The sequence below is a fragment of the Sphingobacterium sp. T2 genome (assembly GCF_000814685.1).
Lineage (GTDB): Bacteria > Bacteroidota > Bacteroidia > Sphingobacteriales > Sphingobacteriaceae > Sphingobacterium > Sphingobacterium thermophilum.
This window is the reverse complement of the sequence record NZ_JXAC01000055.1, coordinates 1-22,045: the sequence shown is the minus strand read 5'-3', so window position 1 is coordinate 22,045 and position 22,045 is coordinate 1. Positions and strand designations below refer to the sequence as shown.

Here is a 22,045-nt window from a genome sequence, read left to right as displayed (position 1 = left end):
CAATTAAAAGCCTACACTTAAATTCACACCGTAGGTTCGTGTTGAAGGAAACTGACCTATCTCAAAACCTCTGTTGATCTCTGAGCCGCTCAATGTACCGAACTCTGGATCGAATCCCGGCCATTTCGACCAGATGAACAGATCTCTTCCATACACACCGATATTAAGTTTTTGCAATTTCACTTTTTGCAAGACTTTTGCCTTGAAAGAGTAATCAAAACGCACTTCTCTCAACTTGATAAAATCTGTAGAGAATACCGATCCTTCCACATTGGCAACACCAAAGTGCTGATCGTAATAAGAAGACATATCGTACACCGCTACCGTATTAGGGCTGTAGGTACCGTCTTCATTCTCCACTACTCCTCTACCTACGATTCCGTTCTCACGACCAGGCAAAGTAACTTTGGTCTTACCCTGCACGGCCATCTTACCTTGAGTGAGTGAGTAGGCTACAGCTCCTACCTGAGCGTCAAACAAGAATCCCAATGAGAAACCTTTGTATTTGAATTTGTTTTGAATTCCCGCTTTCCAATCCGGTGTAGTGTTACCTAGATACAGCAACTCTTCCGAAAGAACCGGCAATCCTGCATTATAGATAATTTCTCCCGAAGGGGCGCGCTTATATCCACGGCCGTACAAATCGCCCATACTTCCTCCTACATAAGCCATCACATACCCATTACTTCCCGGTCCATTTTGCAGAATCAACGATTCGGTATTTTCAGCTAATGATAAAATCTTGTTTTCGTTTTTCGAGAAAGTAGTGTTGACAGTCCACGTTAGTCCTCCTCTCTTCTTGATAGGAGTTAGATTTAGCGCTGCTTCGATACCTCTGTTGCGCACCTCTCCGGCATTTACCACCATATTGCTATATCCCGAAGATCTGTCGAGAATGGTTGTCAGAATCTGATCTCGTGTATTAGAATGATATAAAGTAAAATCTAACCCCACTCGTTCTTTGAAAAACTTAGCTTCTATACCTGTCTCGTAGCTCAAAGTGAAAAGAGGCTTTAGGTTTTCGTTACTTAAGGTTGTTGGATTATAAAGACCACCTCCCGTATACAGCTGACTTGACAGATAAGGGTTGGATGTCTGGAAAGGCGATGTACCGCCACTACCTACCCCCGCTACCGACGCTCTCCATTTCAGGAAGTTAACCTGACGAGGAAGGTTAATGATATCCGATAAAATCAAACTACCATTGACCGATGGAATAAAAATAAGATACATTCTTTGTGCTTGTAGGTGTCGCCAGCAAGCTACTCCAGTCATTACGTAACGTAAAGTCTAGGAAGGCAAAGCCTTTATAATCTCCTGCGATAAGACCATAAACACTATTAATAGCATATTTAGCCTTATACGGACTAGTCACTATCGTACTGGCAGCATTAGCAAAGGTAAACACCCCTGGATATAACAAAGAGTCAGCAGACATCGACACGCGGTTGTAGGAGTTGCGCAACATAGCCCCACCCACAGAAGCGTTGATTTTGACATTTTCCCCGACCTGCGTATTGTATTTCACCATCACGTCTGAGTTTACCTCACGGCTGATGACATTCTGCTCGCGGTACATCCCTTTAGGGAAGTTGTATGTATCGAAAGGTCTGCGCTGACTGCGAGTATCTGCTGCCTGATCTATCGCCGTACGCACGGTAACCTCAAGATTCTTTCGCAACGTAAAGGTGGCCGCTACATTTCCTGTTAGTGCGTTACGGTCTTGCGTGTTCAACATCTCATACGCTATTAAGTATGGGTTATCTCTTCCTGTAGACAACGGTGTATTCTGCTCCACGTTTTCTAACCCCTTCTTCCAATAATCCCTCAACCATCGTACATCACCGTTTGGCTGCCAGAAGATATAACCATACATAATCGTTTGGTTGTTATAACCACCACCAGGAAGGTTATCCGAACTCTTGTTCGTATAATCCATCTTGGCTGTCACTTTAATATATTTTGACGGCGTGGAATTTACCGACATAGAGACTGTGTTTCTTCTGTATCCTGTATTCGGCACTATCCACGAGTTTTGCACATTCGTATAAGAGAAACGTGCTGTAGTCTTATCAGTACCTCCATCTACTGAAATGCTGTTAGTAGAAGTTCTTGCCGTCTCAAAGAAGGCATTAAACCCTTCGGTATATGGTCTCCACAAGGTTCTTTCGGTACCTCGTGCTTGCAAAGCAGGATCATATTGATAAAAATATTGTCCGTCAAATTTTGCACCGTAAGCTTTGGAAGTTCCTCCTGTATTTGCTCCATCTTCCGTACTTCCATATGAATAATAGTCTACCATATCTCCCTGACCGTACTCGTATTGCAAATCCGGCATCCGGTTGATGGTAGCCATAGAATTGTTAGAGCTAAAATTTACCCCAATACCTTTCTCTTTTTTCTTTCCGGTTTTGGTAGTGATGATGATAGCTCCGTTGGCACCCCGAGAACCATAAAGAGCGGCAGCTCCTGGTCCTTTTAATACCGTAACTTCTTCAATATCTTCGGGGTTTATATCTTCCACGTTAGTACCGTAGTCTACCACCGTTTCATCTTGATAAGCTGCCGACCCACCTACTCTACGGCCAGAACCGCCATTAATAATTACCCCATCTACTACGATCAAGGCCTCATTGCTACCCGTAAGGTTGCTTTCCCCACGTAAGATAATAGAATTTGACCCTGTAGGTCCGGCATTAGAACGCACCAAGTTAAGACCTGCCACCTTTCCCGACAAGGCCTCCGTCCAGTTGTTTGGCAAGGTCTCGGTCAATTCTTCCGTCTTCAAAGTCGTAACAGAATATCCCAAAGCCTTTTGCTCACGTTTGATATCCAAAGCAGTGACCACCACCTCATCGATAGAACGTGTCGAAGGCTCTAGCTGCAAAGTAATATTCAACGAATCTTTTCTAACCGTATAATAATATTTCTCAAAGCCCAACATGGTTAGCACCACATTTTCTCCCTCTTTGGCTTTGATATAGAACATACCTTTAACATCCGACACGCCCAAAACCTTACTTTGCTGGTCTTCAATTTTCACACCCGCTAATGGTTTATTTGTGGAAGCGTCTACAACCTTACCCGTAAGGGATAAAACTTGTTGCGCATAAGCCACACTGTTGCCCGCTGCAGTAAACAATAAAAGCAACAAGATGTAGAGATAACGTATCCTCAGATTCCTCAAATCCCACAATCCGGATACAGCTATTTCCGCCAAAACATGTTTACGATTGACTTTCATAAAATAGACTTGAATGGTTTATAATTCTGTATGGTTTCTTCTATTCCTAAATACTTAGGCTCTTGGTTATCTAACTAGGAAACAAATATATAAAAGAAAAAATAATAAAAAAAAAATGTTATGAAACTTTTTTGTTATAAAATAAGACATATTTAAACCCTTACAAGAGCTATTTCTTTTATTTTGACAGCAAACAAAAACTTATTATGCCCTATTAACCCTACAAAAACGATTTTACACCACTCTTTTAACATTATTTAAAAAAATATAAAATTTTTAAAGCTTTATTTTTCAAATTYCCAAATCAAACTAATTAATTATCCCATTAAATAAAATACCCATTAAAACTAAAAAAGGGAAATCAGTTTACCAAGTTCCCCTTTTCCATCACTTATTTTACAGTCTACTAGTCGTCTATTCGAAGGAATTTGCCATTCTTATCAAACTCCAAATCCAGACCATTTGACAGCTCTACTTCGTACTTAGTAGATTTCCTCGCTAGCTTTACAATTTTATTATTCGGAAAACTTTTGGCCACATAATTTCTTATATTTTGAGGAATCAAAGCGTGTGGAACTGCATTAAGCTTGAAATCCACCTCTTTCCAATTTCCATGTTTGTCAAATTCGACTTCCGAACCATCATTCATTTTTACTTCATATGTAGTTCTCGAAAATATTTCATCTTCTTTTTTTACATATGACACAGTCATTCCCTTCCCATAAGTTTTCAAAAAAGCCTGCGCTTGCTTTGGCAGTTGAGCAACAGTAATCAGCTTATCCTGTGCCTGCACAGCAACAAAACTCAACATTAACATTACAGCCAGTCCTAGTTTTAATATCGTTTTCATATCTTTTATTTTTATTTACACTCAAAGATCATCTCCAATTCTGGAAACAATTGGTAAGAAATTACTTTTCCCGTTTTACGAGAGAAAATTGATGTTTGTCCATCGTATACGTATACTCTAACAAAAACTGTGGATAATTCTCCAAAATGGATTTTACAATGGACAACCCTAGGCCATTGGAATTACTATCTTGTTTCCCCTTATAAAAGCGCTCGAAAATATAATCCGGATTTAAAGCTCCTTCCGTACTGGTATTTAAAATCCGTAAGCTATCCGACTCGATAAAGATATCAAGACTCCCCTGCTGAACATTATATTTAATAGCATTGCTAAGCAGGTTAGCCACCAATATGCTCATTAATTCCTTATTAGCCATAACTTTCAACACCCCATTATCTTGCTTATGAAGCTGAATATCTTTAAAGACAATGAGGTCGTGATAGTCTTCTAACAGCTCTTCCACCACCTCATTCATATTCACTTCTTGATTCTCACTATACTGTTGGTTATTAATACGTGAAAGGGTGAGTCAGACTTTTGTTTAGATTGACGATACGTTGCATTGACCTCTTTGCTTCCACAATCTTCACCAGATCAGCTTCCGACAGCGCATTATTTTCAAGCACCAACTCTAGTTTATTAATACTCACAGCCAAAGGAGTCTGCAATTCATGAAGAATGCATTCATTCCAAAAAAATGCTTTGAAACTTTTCAAAAACTTTTTTCGTTCTGCATGAATTCAATAAATTGAATAATGATTATTCAAATCATTAAATTCTTTCACCGCTGAAGGTACAGCCACAAAACTATCTGCCTTACCAAATCGATAACGGGAAAGATGTTTTAATATCTTATCGAAAGGCTGCCAAGCTCTTTGTCAATACAAAATAGATTGACCACCAAAATAGCTCAATACGATAACGACATACAACACCAGCAAGGATATCCCCAAATTGATTAGAAAGTCATCCTCTTCGACGGTAGATGTACGTATTTCCAACAGATATGGGTTGCCGGCAGCATCATAAAAGCCTGTTCGCAACACCCGATAGGTTCTTCTTCCTCATCATAAGGCATATAAATCATCTCTTTGGAAAAAACATTCTTATCTATCTCTTCCCCATTTCCTTCCAAAGGACGAATAATAAATTGATTGACCCCATACTCCTTCGAATCCTCTATAAGCTTAGGGTTTTTATATACCTCACGAAGAATAAGTATTTTCTGGTTTTTAAGTCCGTCATCAATATTATCATACACTTCATCCATGATAACAGCATAGAAAAGAAGTGCCCATACAGCCATGACCACCAGCAACACGACCGCAACAAACCTATTGGTGTAATTTTTTACGGATATAGCCATCACTAAACCAGTTTATACCCCACACCATATACTGCCTGAATATCTAATTCAGCACCGGCAGTTTTAAGCTTTTTACGCAGATTTTTTATCTGAGAATAAATAAAATCCAGATTATCGGCCTGATCCGCATGATCCCCCCACACCGTCTCCGCAATGGTCATCTTCTCCAATAACCTATTCGGTCGCAACATGAAATAATAGAAAAGATCATACTCCTTGCGATTTAACAACAGAGGCACACCACCCACACTCACCTCGCGTGTATCAGGATCCAGCATGACATTTTTATAGGTCAGAAACAAAGTTCCGTGCTGAACATTTCGACGTATGATAGACTTTACCCGTGCCAACAGTTCCGCAAAATGAAAAGCTTCGCCAAATAGTCATCCGCTCCTCTCTCCAGCCCCACCACCTTATCATCCACAGAATCTTTGGCCGACAGAATCAACACAGGGCTTTTCACCCCTTCTTGACGCATAACCTTAAGAATATCCAACCCCGAACCTCCAGGCAGCATAATATCCAACAAAATGCAGTCGTAGCTATAAGTCAAAGCCTTCTCCAATCCACTATCAAATGTCGATGCCACCTCCACCAAAAACTGCTCCCCGACCAGAAATTCCTGAATGGCACCTTGCAGTTGCAACTCATCTTCAATAATCAAGATTTTCATACAGCATACAATATAACGATTTGAATTGGGAAATTTTTAGGAATAAAAGCAGGTCAGCACTTTGTTTTCATACATTCACATCAGAATACTTTACAAATAATTTAAACTTATTCAATAAATAAAAAATTTTACAAAACATTTTTTAAACTTTTAATATTTCATAAACCTCTGAAAAAACACGAAAACACGCACTACGAGACGTAACAATAAATTATCAGAAATTTAATTTTACTTTTTTTATTTTATATTTTATTTTTTTTATTTTCGAATTACTGAGCAATCAGATAGATAACCAATAATTCTTTACACAACACAAAAACATTAAAACTTTACAAAAAACCAGTTTTAATCCATTAAACCATAAAAAATTAATGAAAAGACAATTATTATTGATTTTCGCTCTTTTTATGATTCCGGTTTATTTTTCTTTCGGACAGAAGAAAAATATTACCGGCCAAGTTTCCAGCGAAAAGGGAGAAAAGCTCTCCAACGTAACAATCAGCATCAAAGGTCAGTCCACAGCCTCTACCTTCACTGATGCCAACGGAGAATTTAAAATCTAGGCTGATGACGACGACATCCTCGTATTTACTCTTGTAGGATTCAGCAAACATGAGGAGGCCGTAAAAGGAAGAAGCCGATTAAATGTACAACTCTTCACAGAAGAACAAAGTCTTGAAGAAGTAGTGGTGATCGGTTATGGAACTACAGAAAAAAGGCAACCTCACCGGCTCGGTATCGCAAATCCAGAGTGAACAGCTACAGCGTAGACCTAACCTATCTACCAGTAATGCTCTTCAGGGACTTCGCTCCCGGCGTTACAGTAACGTCGCAAACAGGATCTCCTGGAGGGGATGCAGCTCAGATTCGTATCCGTGGTATAAGCTCATTCGGTGGCTCAGACAGCTCTCCTCTTGTCATTATCGACGGTGTGGCAGGCTCTCTGGATAATTTAGACTTCAACCTTATAGAAAGTATATCCATCCTTAAAGATGCCGCCTCTGCTGCCATCTACGGATCAAGAGCTGCAAATGGCGTCATCCTAGTCACCACCAAACGTGCGAAAGATAAAATCGCCATAGACTATAAAGGATATGTCGGCTTTCAAGAACCTACGGCCATCCCTAAGGTGTCTGATGGATTCACCTTGATGCGCATGTTCAATGAAGCCAATATCAATGACGGCAACCAGATTACCTATACCGATGCCGACATCGAAGAGTTTAGAAAACTATACGAAGCTGATCCTTCAAACTTTGACTGGCAAGGCGCAATACTTACCGAAAACGGATTCACTCACAACCATTTCGTAGGCCTTATGGCCAACAGTGGCATTATCCGCGTTGCCCCTTCGTTCAGCTATTCTACACAGGAAGGCTTGCTTAAAAACACAGGCTTTACACGATACAACTTCCGCAACAACATGGATATTGCACCAAGTGAGAAGTTATCTATCAAAATGGACGTAGCGGTAACCAACAAAAACCGCAGACAGATTGCCAGCGAAGGAACAGTCTGGAATTACATCGGACGTATGCCCACAAATTTGCCTATCCGTCACCCTAATGGCCTGTGGGCTGAAGGTTGGGTGAAAAATAACCCCGTAGCCTTTATCGAAGAAGGAGGTAACCGCAAAACCAATAACATCGAGTTTTACGGCAATATATCCTTAAATTACAAACCTACCAACTGGTTGAGCATCAACGGCACGGTAGCTCCACGTTATGAAACCCGCAACAGACATACGTTCACCAAAAGCGTAGACGTATATGACGTAAATGGCATTTCTCAAGGCGCGGCAAACACTTTCACTGACCTGGAAGAAACCTCCTATCGGGACTACTATGGCAGCTATTACCTGACAGCATACTGCTGACAAAAGATTCGGCAACCATAATTTCACCCTTATGGCGGGAACCTCAAGGGAGTCATACAACGACAAGTTTCTCATGGGCTACCGTAGAGACTTCATCTACGACACATATGAAGTGTTGAAAGCCGGTGCCGACAACGAAACCAAAGGTAATAACGGAACGGTAGAAGAATGGCTGCTAGTTTCGGCCTTCGGACGCTTTAGCTATTCCTTCAAAGACAAATACCTTTTGGAAGCAAACATCCGCCATGATGGCAGTTCACGTTTCAGCAAAAACAACCAATGGGCTACCTTCCCTTCTTTCTCTGCAGGATGGAGAATATCGGAAGAGAATTTCATGCAACCCCTAAAAAGCACTGTCAACCAACTAAAAATACGCGCATCATGGGGTAAATTAGGAAATCAAAACATCGGCAACACCTATTATCCTTTCACCTCGGAGCTTGCTGTAGGAAGTATATCTCTAAACGGGGAGGTGCATCCTATCGTAACACTTAACGACATGGCCAACCCGAATCTGAAATGGGAAGAAACAACCATCTCGGGCGTAGGTTTGGATGCTCAGCTGTTCAACAAGTTCTCCTTTACCTTCGACTGGTATAATAAAACTACCGAAGGAATCCTCATGAAACTATATATCACCCAACTTGCCGGGTTAAATGCTCCTTTCCAAAACGCAGGAAAGGTAGAAAACAAAGGATGGGAGTTCTCTACACGCTATGACAATAAGTTTGGTGATTTCCGTCTAGGAGTAGGTTTCAATATTTCAGATGTCAAAAACAAAATCCTCGACATGCGTAACACTACAGACGGAACCTTCTTAAGACAACAAACCGGCTATGCCATCAACTCTATCTATGGCTATATCGCTGACGGTCTATACCAAAATGAAGAAGAAATAAAGAATGGTACCTACCCAATTCGGAACATTGCAGCCTGGCGATGTTCGCTACAAAGATATCGCAGGAGCATTTGATGCTAATGGCAACCCTATTCCGGATGGCGTGATCAACGATGCCGACAAAACTATTATTGGCAGTACCATCCCTCGCTACACCTATGGACTAAATCTCGACCTAGGCTACAAAGGATTACGCCTAAGTGGTTTCCTCCAAGGTGTAGGAAAAGCTGACGGATACCTCAACTCACACTATGTAGTGCCTTTGGCAAACGCTAGCGCCGTAAAACCTTGGCAGGAAGACTACTGGACACCTGACAACCCTAATGCGGCCTTACCACGCCTATCGCACGTATCCACAAATAACACACAAAATTCTACCTTTTGGATGCGTGACGCATCATACTTACGTCTGAAAAACATCCAGTTAGGATACGAAATTCCGGCCTCTTTCCTGTCTAAACTTAAGGTGAGTAAAGCCTTCATCTATGTCAACGGTCAAAATCTATTTACTAAGACAAAATTCTATGAAGGATACGACCCTGAAATCAACTACGATGCCTCAAGCAGTGAGGGGGTAACTCTCGGAAACGGTAACTTCTATCCTCAGGTTAAATATTACACATTCGGTATTGACTTAAAATTTTAAGAAGAATGAAAATTCGTAAACATATATTGCTGAGCCTAGCGCTCCTCTCTACATTAAACATGGTGTCTTGCGACATCGATAAGGATCCTTTGAACGGTCCTACCGTAGGTGCTTTTCCGGTAAATGCGGTAGAAGCTGAATACGGACTGCTCGGCGCGTACAAATCCCTCACTTTGCTGGATGCTAGCAGCACTCCTTTTGCCCACGTTATAGACAACGTGACGGACATAGGATACGCCAGACCAGGCAACAACTATACACCTGCCATCACCAGCTCTTATACTACGGACAACGCTCTAGCTATAAAACCATGGAATTATCATTATAAAACTATAGGCCGCGTCCATACTGTATTGGATAACCTCGAAAACTTGAAAAGCTCCACACCTATAGAAAAATATAACCAGCTTGATGCCGAACTGCGTTTTATCCGAGCCTATGCCTATTCTCAACTTATAGAACTTTATGGGGATGTCCCTTTATTGACGAAGACCTTGGATCTCAACGAAGCAGAAACCATCAGCCGCACACCGAAAGAACAAATACAGCAATGGATTATGGAGGAGATGACGGAAATCGCAGACGCTTTGCCTGTCTCCCAAGCAGCTTCAGGAAATGTACGTGCCAGTCGTGTAGCTGCCTATATGCTCAAAGCCCGTATTGCACTCTACGCAAAAAAATAACGATATAGCTATTGATGCCGCTTCCAAAGCTCTTCAGCTATCCGAAGGGATACACGAATTGACACCTTTCAACTCCAGTATCCAATATGTAGGAAAGGACCATACAGTAGGGGAACCTGACGTGTCTAACATCTTCGGTCATGAGGGATTCCGTTCCAGTAAAGAATGGATTTGGGTGCTGGAATATAACATGAATATTGACGGCAACACACATAACCAACAGTACTACGCAGCTTCCCGTCTCGGGAAGGGAGTGGCTTATTGGGGGCCGACACAAGACTTCATCGACTCCTTCCAGGCTATTGATGGCCTTCCTATTACCGAATCACCACTGTACGATGAGGACAAACCTTTTGAAAATCGAGATCCTCGTCTCGACATGTATTGCGTAAGACCTGGGTCCCGCTTTCTTGGCTATCAGTTCGAAATGAACGCAAACTATAAAAATGTGTTGAACTACTGGCCTGTACTGAACGGTACTTCCGCCAATCCTGTAAGTGTGGCCAACGCTGATCAGTCCAATGCAGCACGCTCCTACAGTGGGTACCTCTGGCGTAAACATTGTGATATAGCGACATCAACTCCACCTCAGTTTCAGGCATGAGTGATCTTAACGTCGGCCTTTTCCGTTACGCCGAATTATTGCTGCTGTACGCCGAAGCAAAGATTGAAGCCAACCAAATCGATGCCTCGGTAGCCGAAGCAATAAACAAAATCCGACGCAGAGCCAAAATGCCGGAAATACCATCCAACCTTTCACAAAGTGAAATGCGTAAAGCTCTTCGTTACGAACGTAAGGTGGAACTGGCTGCCGATGGACTACGCTGGTACGACCTCCGTCGCTGGGGAATAGCAAACGATGTGATGAACGGAACTCTATACCTCAACAGAGATGCTAAAGGATGGAAGAAAAATGTGCTTACCGGATTCGACGAAAACTACACTCCTAAATACAACCACGCAGAGGCTACTAAATATTTCGGCGTGCAAAACGTAGTATTCAAAGTCAACAAAGACGAATATTGGCCAATTCCATCGGCCGAAATCTCCGTTCTACCAAATGTGAAACAAAATCCAGGATATTAATAACAAAAGGGCTTGATTTATAATCAAGCCTTTTGTTATTATCTATTAACCAATATAAACAGATATTATGAAAAATTTGAATGTTATTATTCTGTCTGCAGCGCTGCTGATGAGCTGCAAGGAGTCTGTAGAACTCGTAGAAAGCACATTGAATCTCGGCAAGGTAGAAAAGGTGGCCGCCTCCTCTTCTTCTTCCGACGACTTTTTTCAGATTCGCCATCCTTCCCGACACTCAGTATTACACCGCGGAAAAACACGGTGGCTCCATGAACCTCTTTAAATATCAAATCGATTGGATTCTTGCTAATGTAACGACCTCCAGAATTAAATATGTTGCACACCTAGGGGATGTCGTTGACCATGGCGATGACGGCAACTCTCAGGAATGGATAAACGCCAAAAATCAGCTCTACCGGCTTAAAGATGCCAAGATTCCTTTTGGCGTGGCTGTAGGAAATCACGACCAAACACCATACGGTAACCCCATGTCGCCGGGAACCAACAGTGGCTACGGTGTATATTTCGGAAAAAATGTGATGAAGACCAGTGCTACTCCGTGGTACAAAGACGCCTATGGTAGCTCCAACAACAGCGACAACCACTACGACTTTTTCGAATATGGAGCGCATAAATTCATGGTGCTCTATCTCGAATACAACAACCCTTCGGAAGCATTATATAATGCAAACTATGAAGCCAAAGTCTTCCATTGGGCGGACAGTATCATTCAGAAATTTCCGGATAGAAAGGTCATCATCGTAAGCCATAGCATACTCAAGGCTCCTACTAACAACACCGCTAACATCACCACGCCGGGGACCAGCACTCAACAAGGATATAGCAGCTTCACTTCCCAAGGCAGCAAGATTTATCATAACTTTAAGAAACATAAAAATGTCATCATCATGCTGTGTGGACACATCAGTGGTGAAGGAGCTATAGAAGAGATGATATATAAATTTAACAACGGACAGGATTCTACCGTCATCAAATCCTTCTTGTCAGACTACCAGAGCAGACCTAACGGCGGCAACGGATATATGCGTCTTATGCGCTTCAACCTTACCAAAAACACGCTTTCCGTAAAAACTTTCGCTCCAAGACCTGGCGCCAACATATTGGAAGAGGATGCCGACAGCAAATTCACGGTCAAGCTGTTTGAATAAAACAAAAAGGGAACTCAATGAGTTCCCTTTCGTATATCTAACAAATTGATAGCGGTTTACAACTTAATTATTTAACTGCATCAACTACTGCTTTGAAAGCTTCTGGGTTATTTAACGCTAAGTCAGCTAAAACTTTACGGTTCAAGCCGATGTTTTTAGCATTCAATTTACCCATAAATTGAGAATATGAAATTCCGTGTTGACGAGCTCCAGCGTTAATACGTTGGATCCATAAAGCTCTAAACTCGCGTTTTTTGGTTTTACGGTCGCGATAAGCGTATTGTAAACCTTTTTCTACTGAATTTTTAGCAATAGTATAAACTTTGCTACGTGAACCGAAATAGCCTTTGGCTAATTTCAAGATTCTTTTTCTTCTTCTTCTTGAAGCTACTGCGTTAACCGAACGTGGCATAATTTTAAAATTTTAGTTTTTGGTAAAAGGCGTCGTGTATCGCAACGAACTTACAACCCAGTACCCGGTTAAAAAATATTGTTACTTGTTAATTAATAATAATTGAATAAAACAACTATTTACCAATTGTTAACATACGTTTTACGTTACCTAAATCTGCGTCAGACACATAAGTCTTGTGCGTTAAGTTACGTTTTTGTTTAGTTGTTTTCTTTGTCAAGATGTGGCTTTTGAAAGCGCTTTTTCTTGCAATTTTACCTGTTCCAGTTAATTTGAAACGCTTTTTAGCGCTGGAATTGGTTTTTACTTTTGGCATAATACTTACTTATATTTTATATCAATCTGTTAGAATTCTTTTTTATTTTTTCCCTTTAGGAGCGATGGTCAGGAACATACGTTTCCCCTCCAATTTTGGCAATAGTTCAACTTTACCGTAGTCTTCCAAAGCTTGTGCAAAACGTAATAACAGGATTTCTCCCTGCTCTTTAAAAACTATTGCACGACCTTTGAAGTGAACGTATGCACGTACCTTCTCTCCTGCCTCAAGGAAACGTATAGCATGTTTCAACTTGAAGTCGAAGTCGTGATCACTGGTATTAGGACCGAAGCGAATTTCCTTGATGACGGTTTGCTTCGCATTCGCTTTGATCTCCTTCTGTTTCTTCTTTTGTTCGTAAACGAATTTGCTATAATCCAGAATTTTACAAACAGGAGGAACAGCGTTTGGCGAAATTTCCACTAAATCCAATCCCATCTCATCCGCCATCTCTAATGCCTGACGAGTAGGATACACACCCTGCTCGATATTATCTCCTACCAAACGTACTTCTGGTACACGAATAGCATCGTTTATACGGTGTTCTGGTTCTTTCTTTTTCATCGGTGGTCTTGGGCCACTAGTTTTTTTTAATGCCAAATGTTAAAGTTTAAACAGTGATTTCTTTAATTAATAAATCTCTAAATTCGTCAGCAGTCATGGATCCTAAATCCACTGACCCATGCTTACGAACAGAAACCGTGCCGCTTTCTATCTCTTTCTCCCCTACAATCAGCATGTAAGGTATCTTCTTCACTTCGGCGTCACGGATCTTGCGTCCTACCTTTTCATCACGAAGATCAATCAGACCGCGAATATCGGAATTATTTAGCGAATCTAAAAGATTTTGTGCATATTCTTCATATTTTTCTGATACCGGCAAGACGATAAACTGCTCTGGAGCAAGCCATAATGGGAACTGACCTCCACAATGCTCAATCAATACTGCTACGAAACGCTCCAACGAACCGAATGGCGCACGGTGAATCATCACCGGACGGTGCTTCTGGTTGTCCGAACCGGTATATTCCAACTCAAAACGCTCAGGAAGATTGTAGTCCACTTGAATAGTTCCTAACTGCCACTTACGTCCCAAAGCGTCTTTCACCATAAAGTCCAACTTAGGGCCATAGAAGGCGGCCTCACCATACTCTACCACGGTCTTAAGACCCTTTTCCTGTGCTGCTTCAATGATAGCGCTTTCCGCCAAAGCCCAGTTCTCTTCCGAGCCGATATATTTGGTTTTGTTTTCTGGATCTCTTAGTGACACCTGAGCGATATAGTCATTAAAGCCCAGTGCGTTAAATACGTACAACACTAAGTCGATAACCTTTTTGAACTCGTCCTTAACCTGGTCGGGACGACAGAACAGGTGCGCATCATCTTGTGTGAACCCACGAACACGGGTCAACCCATGCAACTCTCCTGACTGTTCGTAGCGATATACTGTTCCGAACTCCGCAAAACGGATAGGAAGGTCTTTGTACGAACGTGGCTTTGTTTTGTATATCTCACAGTGATGCGGACAGTTCATCGGTTTCAAGAAAAACTCTTCCCCTTCGATAGGCGTGTGTATAGGCTGAAACGAATCCGCTCCATATTTTTCATAGTGCCCCGAAGTGATATAAAGTTGCTTGTTACCGATATGCGGTGTGATTACCGGCTCATAGCCTGCTTTAAGCTGCGCCTTCTGCAAGAAATCTTGAAGCTTCTGACGCAACGCCGTACCTTTTGGCAACCATAAAGGCAAGCCGGCACCTACCTTCTCCGAAAAGGCAAAAAGCTCTAATTCTTTACCCAGCTTACGGTGGTCTCGCTTCTTGGCTTCCTCAATAAATTTGAGATATTCGGTAAGTTCCGAAGCTTTAGGGAAGGTAACCCCATAAATACGAGTAAGTTGCTTACGTGTCTCATCCCCTCTCCAATATGCCCCTGCAACGTTAGTAAGCTTCACCGCCTTGATAAAACCTGTATGCGGAATATGTGGACCACGGCATAAGTCTGTAAAGTTTCCTTGTGTGTAGAAAGTGATAGTACCGTCTTCCAAATCTTTAATTAAGTCCAGCTTGTACTCATCACCCTTTTGTGTGAAATATTCCAATGCTTCAGCCTTGGAAACCGGCTTCCGCTCGAAGACCTCTTTCTGCTTGGCTAGCTCCAGCATCTTATCCTCAATCTTCTTGAAGTCGTCCGACGAAAACTCTCTGTCGCCGAAATCCACATCATAGTAGAAGCCCGTATCTATAGCTGGACCTATACCGAATTTGATACCCGGATACAATGCTTCCAACGCTTCGGCCAACAAGTGTGCCGACGAATGCCAGAAGGTAGACTTGCCCTTGTCGTCGTTCCACGTCAACAATTTCACCGAGGAATCCTGCTCTATAGGACGCGAAGCATCCCATACCTCACCATTCACTTCGGCAGCCAATACATTTCGCGCTAACCCTTCTGAGATCGACAACGCAATCTGCATTGCTGTTGTCCCTTTTTCATACTGACGTACTGAACCGTCAGGTAGTGTAATATTAATCATTAACAAATATGATTTTAAATTATTATAAAAACGATTGATAAAAGATTTCAACCACAATGCATACAACTACATTGCTTGCCGGCTGAAATCCGTGAAATGCAAATTTACTAATATTTCCACAAACAAATGTAACTTATCAAAAATGAAAGACCAATAACTGAAATTTCGATTTAAAAAAGTACCTTCGAAGGTTCAAACATTCATTTATGCATCCTAGAAACAAACATCTTCGGGGTTATAATATGCAGAAGCTTAAAGCTGCAAACCCCGAGCTACAAACATATATCATCCGTACAGAAAGCCGAGAAACTATTGATTTCTCGGACCCTAAAGCAGTCTTCGAGCTTAACAAAGCCTTATTGTTTGCCGACTACAAGCTGAAATACTGGCAACTAACGCCCAACAGCCTTTGTCCTGCCGTCCCCGGAAGAGCAGACTATATCCATCATGTAGCAGACCTCTTAGCCGCTGAGCAGCAAGGCCACATCCCAAAAGGCAACAAAGTGACTGTCCTAGACATAGGAACAGGTTCCAGCCTCATTTATCCTCTTTTGGGGACCCAAGAATACGAATGGAAATTTGTAGGGACAGAAATTGACCGTCACTCCCTTCGACAAGCCGAGCTCAACATTCAGCACAACCCTTGGCTGAAGAAAAAAATCGAGCTACGTTTCCAACCGGACAGAACTAAAATACTGGAAAACATCATCCATCAAAAAGATCATTTCGATGTGGTAATCTGTAATCCACCTTTTTTCAAATCCAGAGAAGATAATTGGACCAAAAGCACCAAAAAATTTCAAAACCTTAAAAAAGAAACCGCTGCTCCTACCGTACAGAACTTTGCCGGTCATCCTAACGAGCTGTGGTGTCCGGGAGGAGAAAAAGCTTTCATCACCTCGTTGATTTACGAAAGTCAAAAGTTTAAAGACCAACTAAACTGGATTACCTCGTTGGTATCCGACAAAGCCCATCTCAAGCCTCTGATAGCAGTATTGGAATATCACAAAGCACACGTAGAAATCATCCCTGTAGAGCAGGGACAAAAGAAAATGCGAATCCTCGCATGGAAATGGGGATAAATTTTATGCACTTACAAAAGCGAGCCTATATACAAATTACGGCTCGCATGATATCCATAAAAAACCCTACCTCTTAGCCCTTTATATTTTTTACAGATTGTTTCAAATACAACTATTTGTAAAGGATTAGAGCTCAAGGTAGTAATTCCTCTACGTCAATCCATTAAACATTAGGATTTTAGCAAAATTATTCATACCTTTGCCGTGCCTTAGGCAATAGAGCCTATTGTATAATTGAATTCATGAACCCATTTTTAGAACTGGGAATCCGTGAGGAAGTTGTTAATGCCATCACAGAAATAGGTTTTCAGAAACCTTCAGAGATTCAGGAAAAAGCCATTCCTGTATTATTGACTGGCAACGACGATTTTGTCGGATTAGCCCAAACCGGCACAGGTAAGACAGCGGCTTTTGGTCTACCATTATTAGAAAAAATCGACTTTTCGAAAAAACATCCTCAGGCGTTGGTACTATGTCCAACCCGAGAGCTTTGTTTACAAATCGCCAAAGACTTAGAAAAATTTGCCAAATACCTCAACGACGTACATGTTGTTGCTGTATATGGTGGTGCTAACATTAGCGATCAATTACGTCAAATCAGAAGAGGTGTACAGATTATAGTTGCTACACCAGGCCGCATGCTGGACATCATCAACAGAGATGCTGTCGATTTCTCAAACATCGAGTATGTGGTGTTGGATGAAGCAGACGAAATGTTAAACATGGGTTTCCAAGAGGATATTAACAGCATCCTTTCAGAAACACCAAAAGACAAAAAAAACATGCTTTTCTCGGCAACCATGCCTAAAGAAGTACGCCGCATCGCTCAAAACTACATGACAGACCCTTTCGAACTGACTGTAGGAGCAAAAAACACAGGTAACGCTAATATCGAGCACCATTATTATGTGGTAAAAGCCAGAGACAAGTATGCTGCTTTCAAGCGTATCGTCGACTTTTACCCTGAAATTTTCGGTATCGTATTCTGCCGAACCAAAATCGAAACCCAAGAGATAGCAGAGGCACTTATCAAAGATGGATATAATGCCGATGCATTACATGGCGACTTATCGCAACAACAGCGCGACAAGGTGATGAAACGTTACCGCGAACGCAGCTTACAGCTGCTTATCGCTACGGATGTGGCAGCACGCGGTATTGACGTGAATGATGTAACGCACGTCATCAACTTCTCCCTACCGGATGAAGTAGAAAACTACACCCACCGCTCCGGACGTACCGCTCGCGCCGGAAAAACAGGTACGTCGATATCTCTTATCAATGTGAAGGAAATGAGTAAAATCCGTCACATCGAAAAGATCATCGGCAAGCCTTTCATCCGTAAGCAGGTACCGTCAGGTCAGGAAGTCTGTGAAAAACAACTTTTTGCCATCGTGGACAGAATCCACAATGTAGAAGTAAATGAAGAACAGATCACTCCTTTCCTACCAGCTATCGAAGAGTCGTTGCAACACCTTTCGAAAGAAGAAATCATCAAACGTTTCGCCTCTTTGGAGTTCAACCGCTTCTTAGAATACTACAAAAATGCACCGGACCTTAACATCGATGCACGCGAAAGCAGCAGCAAAGGAGATCGTGCAGGACGTAAATCTTCGAAAGGGTTCACCCGTCTGTTTATGAACTTAGGTTCTGTGGACGATTTCAGTCGTGGCGATATGCTTGGATATATCTGCAACAACGCTAAAATTTCAGGCAAGGCTATCGGCAAGATCGACCTTAAAGGGGTTTACACCTTCTTTGAAGTGGAAGACAGTGAGGTAAACAAAGTGTTCGAAGGCTTCAAAGGCGTTGATTTCAAAGGACGTCAAGTACGTATCGAGCTATCGGGAGACAGCAAGTCCGACAAAGGCGGACGTCGTTCGAAAAGCGGACGTAATGGTAGCGACAGAGAAGACAGAAAAGACCGCAACGGACGTAGAGAACGTAATGGAGGCTTCCGTGACTTCTCCGGCAAAAGACGCGAATCAAGAAGCAGCAGCAGATATTAATTCTGCCTGTCTTACCTCATAAAAAAAGAAGAACTATCTAGGATAGTCTCTTTTTTTATTATTCTTTTCTTAGGATCTAAGTATCGGGTTTTCTTATTTTTTAGCGAGAAGTTTTCCATCAGCTTGAAGGTATTCGGAATCAACTTTTTGAAGCGGCTCAAAGTCTCCTCCGAAATATTATCCCTGTCAAACGGTACATTTTTGATATACTCTTGGATTTCCCCTGCATGGCGTCCGTATTTATAGTCGTACGTAAAACGTCCTGTTTCATCAAGCACCACATGTTTATTTGTTACATTCGGAACGGATATATAGAATTCCGATTGCTCCCACATGTTGTGAGCTTTGTCGCTGAAAAGATTTCTAGCTGCCAACGACTCATACAATTCCTTAGCCACATACTCCGAAGGATCAATGATATGAATATTGTCGTCAATCAAATGGCGATAAACATAATTTCCCGATCTATCTTTGTAGTTACGTAACTCAGCAAACACGGTATTGATCTCTTTTATCAGATAAGGATAATGCGTACATCCCAAGATCAGAGCTTTCAAAGGTTGAGCATCTGGTGTACGACGCATCTGCTCCATCAATGACACCAAATGGTATCGCACATAATTTTCCGCATCGTTGAGTTGAATTACCGAGCAGTCATCTAGGTTAGGGTCATCACAAAGGAGGGCATTATTTTCCTTCTTGAAATTATAAACCTCCAGCAAGGCTTTATCAATCTTGTACTGTGGGTTATCCAACGAAGGGCCACGATAACTTTCCCAAGGAGCACTCACGTCCCTACGAAGAAAGTTAGGCTCCTCATCCACAGCTTCTGCAAGCCCATAGCCTCCCTGATTGAAAATCTGTATATCTCCTTTGTAGCCTAAGGCCTGTATCTGCTCACGAAGGGTACGCTCATAACCTTTCGATGCTATGGTTCCCACCGTAGCAAAAACACCGATAGAACCATTTTCATCCTTATCAAAAAAAGATAATGTACCTCGGACCGCAGCATTGATAACTCCTATTACGGGAATATTTAGACCGGTCTTCTCCATAAATTTCAAAGCATCATGAAAGCCATAGGCTGTAGCCGTATTACATGCGATGACGATAGCTTTCACGGGCTCCTTATCCTTTTTGAAATTCTGATCTTCAGCCTTTTGGTAATATTTATTACCTAAAAGGAACTGAAAATCTTTGATGATATGCTCCTTCAGCAAATCGTCCTTGCCGGCAGCATTGTAGTTGCCATAAGGCATGTTAGCTTGGTCTGCCAAGTAAATAAACTTCTCACTTTGAAAATCTAGCTTACCGTCCTTACCGGCTGCCTGCGACACATTATCGTACTGATCAAAATTCACCAAGGCATCCAGTACCGTCAGACCTCCGGTTCCTGAATCGAAAACACCAATAGGAAGATTTTTTAGATTTTTAGGGTATTTCGAAAAATCAATGTAATAAAAGCTCTTACGATCTTTTAAAATAGACTCTTCAATCTTCAGCTGCTGTGCAAAACTTGCTGATTGAGAATAACAAAAAAAGTACTGCCAAAGCAGTCTTCACCACACGCTTTTTCATATATCTTAGGTTGATTGTACGAAGTTAAGGATTTTACCTTTAATTCCTTCAGAAAGTTAAAAGGTACTACAAGTAAAAACTCATATATACTGTATATAAACGATAGAACTTATGATTTCTGATTCATTAAGGATCTTCTATGCGTTTATGCGTGGTTTTTACAATACTATTTAATATTTCGCTGCCTAATGGCTTCATAGATAACTATGGCAGCGGACACGGATACATTCAGGGATTCTATTTCTCCAAACATAGGTATCTTAGCCAGCTTATCTGAGATGCGGATAAGCTCGTCCGACACTCCTACATCTTCAGCTCCCATGATGATGCATGTAGGCACGGTATAATCTACATCGTATATAGAATCTTGTGTCTTTTCCGTACTTACTACCAACTGTACACCCGACTCTATCAGAAACTTACCTATCTTACTTAAGGAGTCATGACGACATACAGGAATTTTATATAAAGCTCCAGCTGAAGTCTTTATCGCGTCCGGATTGATTTCTGCAGATCCTTTTTTAGGTACGATGATAGCATGCACTCCTGCGCATTCCGCCGTACGTGCTATGGCTCCCATATTGCGTACGTCCGTAACACCATCCAACATCAATAATAAAGGAGTTTCGCCCTTTTCATAGATAGCAGGAAGAATATCTTCAATATTTTGGTAGGTGATAGGAGAAATTACGGCAATAACACCTTGATGATTTTTACGCGTTATACGATTAAGTTTTTCTACCGGAACCTGCTGATAACCAATATTACGCTCTTTGATTAAAGCTTTCAACTCCAACATCAAGCTGCCGCTCAAGCCTCGCTGGATAAACAAGGATTCTATCTCTTTACCGCTGTCTATAGCTTCTATCACGGCACGAATACCAAAAACCATTTGGTTTGACTCTTTTTGTTCTGCTCTTTCTCTGCGTTGGAAATTGTGTTGCATTCTTATGATATATTTAGAAGAACTGTTCTTCTGTTTTTTTTATTGTCTGTTAACTTAGTCCTAAATTGAAAGTTTTGCGTAGTACTTCAAGGGCTGGATTTTTTTCAACCATTGCTTGATACTTCTCTTGAGAAGTGTAAGCTTTTCGCACCACGGCTTGTTCTACCTGGTGCGATACCAAGTCTAAAGCAAAGTTTTGGAGCTCCACACGCAGATAGTTCAGGATGTCTATCTTACCCTCCCTTAACTGATCACTCTGCACCATATTTTCCACATCGATTTCAATGATATTGCCTTTCAACCTAGGCTCATTGGCAGTCATAATCGTGTACAGTGTAATACGGTTTTCTTTTTTAAACTTTTCTGCCAACGCATTCCATTTGTTGATGAATGCGTTGAAAGTTACTTCCCTAAACTCTGACCCTTGGATTAGTTCGTTTTCTTCCGCAACTTCTACCTCCTTTTCCTCAAAGACAGAAGTAAGACTAGGTACCGCTAGCGATGCTTTGACATTGCCCCATCCTTTTCCAGAGGTATAGGCACGTTTAGGTTCAGCAAAAGTTGTCGGCTTGTCAGAATTATTACTTTTCGGAAGGGAGGTCTGTGAAGGTGAAGCTACCGGCTTTGGTACTCCCATAGAGGTTACAGACTTTGTCTCGGGAGCTGCTGAAACTGCAA

General features: G+C 41.6%; 25 protein-coding genes and 1 pseudogene. 11 read left to right on the top strand and 15 right to left on the bottom strand.

All coding sequences use genetic code 11. The features are described 5' to 3' along the window. Positions 1 to 3 precede the first annotated feature (3 nt). The 8 genes from SD31_RS14965 to SD31_RS18420 all read right to left on the bottom strand — a co-directional run bounded on the left by SD31_RS14965 (position 4) and on the right by SD31_RS18420 (position 6,133). Positions 4 to 1,233 (bottom strand): TonB-dependent receptor domain-containing protein, encoded by a 1,230-nt coding sequence (locus tag SD31_RS14965; protein ID WP_197053537.1) that lies wholly within the window; start codon positions 1,231 to 1,233, stop codon positions 4 to 6. After that, positions 1,199 to 3,244: a TonB-dependent receptor plug domain-containing protein gene (locus SD31_RS14960; protein WP_052258660.1), complete on the bottom strand. Its 2,046-nt coding sequence runs from the start codon at positions 3,242 to 3,244 to the stop codon at positions 1,199 to 1,201. Before SD31_RS14960 ends, SD31_RS14965 begins: the two co-directional genes overlap by 35 nt. 406 nt (positions 3,245 to 3,650) lie before the next feature. Continuing rightward, entirely contained in the window at positions 3,651 to 4,094 is a 444-nt protein-coding gene (locus tag SD31_RS04755) for a PepSY-like domain-containing protein (protein WP_039053300.1), read from the bottom strand. A 61-nt stretch (positions 4,095 to 4,155) separates the two neighbouring features. Further along, complete coding sequence (locus SD31_RS14955) at positions 4,156 to 4,569, bottom strand: sensor histidine kinase (RefSeq protein WP_052258659.1); 414 nt, start codon at positions 4,567 to 4,569, stop codon at positions 4,156 to 4,158. A gap of 34 nt (positions 4,570 to 4,603) precedes the next feature. Next, on the bottom strand, positions 4,604 to 4,744 hold the full coding sequence (locus SD31_RS14950) for a hypothetical protein (RefSeq protein WP_156138205.1): 141 nt from the start codon (positions 4,742 to 4,744) through the stop codon (positions 4,604 to 4,606). 308 nt (positions 4,745 to 5,052) lie between these two features. Then, positions 5,053 to 5,460: a hypothetical protein gene (locus tag SD31_RS14945; protein ID WP_052258657.1), complete on the bottom strand. Its 408-nt coding sequence runs from the start codon at positions 5,458 to 5,460 to the stop codon at positions 5,053 to 5,055. A 2-nt stretch (positions 5,461 to 5,462) separates the two neighbouring features. After that, positions 5,463 to 5,810, bottom strand: a complete 348-nt coding sequence (locus SD31_RS18425; protein WP_231561180.1) for a winged helix-turn-helix domain-containing protein — start codon at positions 5,808 to 5,810, stop codon at positions 5,463 to 5,465. Continuing rightward, positions 5,798 to 6,133, bottom strand: a complete 336-nt coding sequence (locus SD31_RS18420) for a response regulator (RefSeq protein WP_231561179.1) — start codon at positions 6,131 to 6,133, stop codon at positions 5,798 to 5,800. Before SD31_RS18420 ends, SD31_RS18425 begins: the two co-directional genes overlap by 13 nt. 371 nt (positions 6,134 to 6,504) lie before the next feature. On the opposite strand from SD31_RS18420, the gene SD31_RS16450 reads away from it, so the two are divergent. The 9 genes from SD31_RS16450 (at position 6,505) to SD31_RS04725 (ending at position 12,488) form a co-directional block, all read left to right on the top strand. Then, positions 6,505 to 6,696 carry a carboxypeptidase-like regulatory domain-containing protein gene (locus tag SD31_RS16450; protein ID WP_156138204.1) on the top strand — a complete coding sequence of 64 codons (192 nt, stop codon included), beginning with the start codon at positions 6,505 to 6,507 and terminating at the stop codon, positions 6,694 to 6,696. A gap of 188 nt (positions 6,697 to 6,884) precedes the next feature. Next, on the top strand, positions 6,885 to 8,009 hold the full coding sequence (locus tag SD31_RS17100) for a TonB-dependent receptor plug domain-containing protein (protein WP_197053536.1): 1,125 nt from the start codon (positions 6,885 to 6,887) through the stop codon (positions 8,007 to 8,009). Between the two features lie 31 nt (positions 8,010 to 8,040). Beyond that, positions 8,041 to 8,982: a TonB-dependent receptor domain-containing protein gene (locus SD31_RS17095; protein WP_052258655.1), complete on the top strand. Its 942-nt coding sequence runs from the start codon at positions 8,041 to 8,043 to the stop codon at positions 8,980 to 8,982. Continuing rightward, positions 8,912 to 9,553 (top strand): hypothetical protein, encoded by a 642-nt coding sequence (locus tag SD31_RS17090; protein WP_197053535.1) that lies wholly within the window; start codon positions 8,912 to 8,914, stop codon positions 9,551 to 9,553. Before SD31_RS17095 ends, SD31_RS17090 begins: the two co-directional genes overlap by 71 nt. Positions 9,554 to 9,558: 5 nt before the next feature. Continuing rightward, complete coding sequence (locus SD31_RS17085; RefSeq protein ID WP_197053534.1) at positions 9,559 to 10,236, top strand: RagB/SusD family nutrient uptake outer membrane protein; 678 nt, start codon at positions 9,559 to 9,561, stop codon at positions 10,234 to 10,236. Further along, on the top strand, positions 10,214 to 10,840 hold the full coding sequence (locus tag SD31_RS19900) for a RagB/SusD family nutrient uptake outer membrane protein (RefSeq protein WP_197053533.1): 627 nt from the start codon (positions 10,214 to 10,216) through the stop codon (positions 10,838 to 10,840). Before SD31_RS17085 ends, SD31_RS19900 begins: the two co-directional genes overlap by 23 nt. Further along, entirely contained in the window at positions 10,837 to 11,322 is a 486-nt protein-coding gene (locus SD31_RS19895; protein WP_197053532.1) for a RagB/SusD family nutrient uptake outer membrane protein, read from the top strand. Before SD31_RS19900 ends, SD31_RS19895 begins: the two co-directional genes overlap by 4 nt. A gap of 67 nt (positions 11,323 to 11,389) precedes the next feature. Continuing rightward, the gene (locus SD31_RS04730; protein ID WP_039053299.1) at positions 11,390 to 11,602 is read left to right on the top strand and encodes a hypothetical protein; all 213 of its coding nucleotides are present in this window, start codon (positions 11,390 to 11,392) and stop codon (positions 11,600 to 11,602) included. Then, positions 11,589 to 12,488, top strand: a complete 900-nt coding sequence (locus SD31_RS04725; RefSeq protein ID WP_039053298.1) for a metallophosphoesterase — start codon at positions 11,589 to 11,591, stop codon at positions 12,486 to 12,488. The genes SD31_RS04730 and SD31_RS04725 overlap by 14 nt, the downstream gene beginning before the upstream one ends. A gap of 67 nt (positions 12,489 to 12,555) precedes the next feature. On the opposite strand, the gene rplT is transcribed toward SD31_RS04725, so the two are convergent. The 4 genes from rplT to thrS all read right to left on the bottom strand — a co-directional run bounded on the left by rplT (position 12,556) and on the right by thrS (position 15,752). Continuing rightward, positions 12,556 to 12,900, bottom strand: a complete 345-nt coding sequence (gene rplT / locus SD31_RS04720; protein ID WP_039053297.1) for a 50S ribosomal protein L20 — start codon at positions 12,898 to 12,900, stop codon at positions 12,556 to 12,558. Between the two features lie 115 nt (positions 12,901 to 13,015). Continuing rightward, entirely contained in the window at positions 13,016 to 13,216 is a 201-nt protein-coding gene (rpmI, locus tag SD31_RS04715) for a 50S ribosomal protein L35 (protein WP_039053296.1), read from the bottom strand. A 42-nt stretch (positions 13,217 to 13,258) separates the two neighbouring features. Beyond that, positions 13,259 to 13,780: a translation initiation factor IF-3 gene (infC, locus tag SD31_RS04710; protein WP_052258653.1), complete on the bottom strand. Its 522-nt coding sequence runs from the start codon at positions 13,778 to 13,780 to the stop codon at positions 13,259 to 13,261. A 46-nt stretch (positions 13,781 to 13,826) separates the two neighbouring features. Then, positions 13,827 to 15,752: a threonine--tRNA ligase gene (gene thrS / locus SD31_RS04705; RefSeq protein WP_039053295.1), complete on the bottom strand. Its 1,926-nt coding sequence runs from the start codon at positions 15,750 to 15,752 to the stop codon at positions 13,827 to 13,829. Between the two features lie 206 nt (positions 15,753 to 15,958). Between thrS and rlmF the strand changes: the two genes are divergently transcribed. Together rlmF and SD31_RS04695 are read left to right on the top strand one after the other, a co-directional pair. Next, positions 15,959 to 16,834 (top strand): 23S rRNA (adenine(1618)-N(6))-methyltransferase RlmF, encoded by an 876-nt coding sequence (gene rlmF, locus SD31_RS04700; RefSeq protein WP_039053294.1) that lies wholly within the window; start codon positions 15,959 to 15,961, stop codon positions 16,832 to 16,834. Positions 16,835 to 17,076: 242 nt separating this feature from the next. Further along, positions 17,077 to 18,843, top strand: a complete 1,767-nt coding sequence (locus SD31_RS04695) for a DEAD/DEAH box helicase (RefSeq protein ID WP_039053293.1) — start codon at positions 17,077 to 17,079, stop codon at positions 18,841 to 18,843. An 11-nt stretch (positions 18,844 to 18,854) separates the two neighbouring features. On the opposite strand, the gene SD31_RS04690 is transcribed toward SD31_RS04695, so the two are convergent. The 3 genes and pseudogenes from SD31_RS04690 to SD31_RS17070 all read right to left on the bottom strand — a co-directional run. Next, entirely contained in the window at positions 18,855 to 20,204 is a 1,350-nt protein-coding gene (locus tag SD31_RS04690; RefSeq protein ID WP_231561177.1) for a glutamate racemase, read from the bottom strand. A gap of 383 nt (positions 20,205 to 20,587) precedes the next feature. Continuing rightward, a complete protein-coding gene (gene rlmB / locus SD31_RS04685) occupies positions 20,588 to 21,367 on the bottom strand; it encodes a 23S rRNA (guanosine(2251)-2'-O)-methyltransferase RlmB (protein ID WP_039053292.1) in 780 nt (259 codons plus the stop codon). Positions 21,368 to 21,416: 49 nt separating this feature from the next. Further along, a pseudogene (locus SD31_RS17070) lies at positions 21,417 to 22,045 on the bottom strand (DNA polymerase III subunit gamma/tau); the annotation flags it as partial.

What these genes read in the sequence shown, in the direction of transcription:
- SD31_RS14965 (WP_197053537.1), bottom strand. Translation starts at nt 1,233, where the DNA reads ATGTATCTTATTTTTATTCCATCGGTCAATGGTAGTTTGATTTTATCG.
- SD31_RS14960 (WP_052258660.1), bottom strand. Translation starts at nt 3,244, where the DNA reads ATGAAAGTCAATCGTAAACATGTTTTGGCGGAAATAGCTGTATCCGGA.
- SD31_RS04755 (WP_039053300.1), bottom strand. Translation starts at nt 4,094, where the DNA reads ATGAAAACGATATTAAAACTAGGACTGGCTGTAATGTTAATGTTGAGT.
- SD31_RS14955 (WP_052258659.1), bottom strand. Translation starts at nt 4,569, where the DNA reads ATGAATGAGGTGGTGGAAGAGCTGTTAGAAGACTATCACGACCTCATT.
- SD31_RS14945 (WP_052258657.1), bottom strand. Translation starts at nt 5,460, where the DNA reads ATGGCTATATCCGTAAAAAATTACACCAATAGGTTTGTTGCGGTCGTG.
- SD31_RS18420 (WP_231561179.1), bottom strand. Translation starts at nt 6,133, where the DNA reads ATGAAAATCTTGATTATTGAAGATGAGTTGCAACTGCAAGGTGCCATT.
- SD31_RS16450 (WP_156138204.1), top strand. Translation starts at nt 6,505, where the DNA reads ATGAAAAGACAATTATTATTGATTTTCGCTCTTTTTATGATTCCGGTT.
- SD31_RS17095 (WP_052258655.1), top strand. Translation starts at nt 8,041, where the DNA reads ATGGCGGGAACCTCAAGGGAGTCATACAACGACAAGTTTCTCATGGGC.
- SD31_RS17090 (WP_197053535.1), top strand. Translation starts at nt 8,912, where the DNA reads ATGGTACCTACCCAATTCGGAACATTGCAGCCTGGCGATGTTCGCTAC.
- SD31_RS17085 (WP_197053534.1), top strand. Translation starts at nt 9,559, where the DNA reads ATGAAAATTCGTAAACATATATTGCTGAGCCTAGCGCTCCTCTCTACA.
- SD31_RS19895 (WP_197053532.1), top strand. Translation starts at nt 10,837, where the DNA reads ATGAGTGATCTTAACGTCGGCCTTTTCCGTTACGCCGAATTATTGCTG.
- SD31_RS04730 (WP_039053299.1), top strand. Translation starts at nt 11,390, where the DNA reads ATGAAAAATTTGAATGTTATTATTCTGTCTGCAGCGCTGCTGATGAGC.
- SD31_RS04725 (WP_039053298.1), top strand. Translation starts at nt 11,589, where the DNA reads ATGAACCTCTTTAAATATCAAATCGATTGGATTCTTGCTAATGTAACG.
- rplT (WP_039053297.1), bottom strand. Translation starts at nt 12,900, where the DNA reads ATGCCACGTTCGGTTAACGCAGTAGCTTCAAGAAGAAGAAGAAAAAGA.
- rpmI (WP_039053296.1), bottom strand. Translation starts at nt 13,216, where the DNA reads ATGCCAAAAGTAAAAACCAATTCCAGCGCTAAAAAGCGTTTCAAATTA.
- infC (WP_052258653.1), bottom strand. Translation starts at nt 13,780, where the DNA reads ATGAAAAAGAAAGAACCAGAACACCGTATAAACGATGCTATTCGTGTA.
- thrS (WP_039053295.1), bottom strand. Translation starts at nt 15,752, where the DNA reads ATGATTAATATTACACTACCTGACGGTTCAGTACGTCAGTATGAAAAA.
- rlmF (WP_039053294.1), top strand. Translation starts at nt 15,959, where the DNA reads ATGCATCCTAGAAACAAACATCTTCGGGGTTATAATATGCAGAAGCTT.
- SD31_RS04695 (WP_039053293.1), top strand. Translation starts at nt 17,077, where the DNA reads ATGAACCCATTTTTAGAACTGGGAATCCGTGAGGAAGTTGTTAATGCC.
- rlmB (WP_039053292.1), bottom strand. Translation starts at nt 21,367, where the DNA reads ATGCAACACAATTTCCAACGCAGAGAAAGAGCAGAACAAAAAGAGTCA.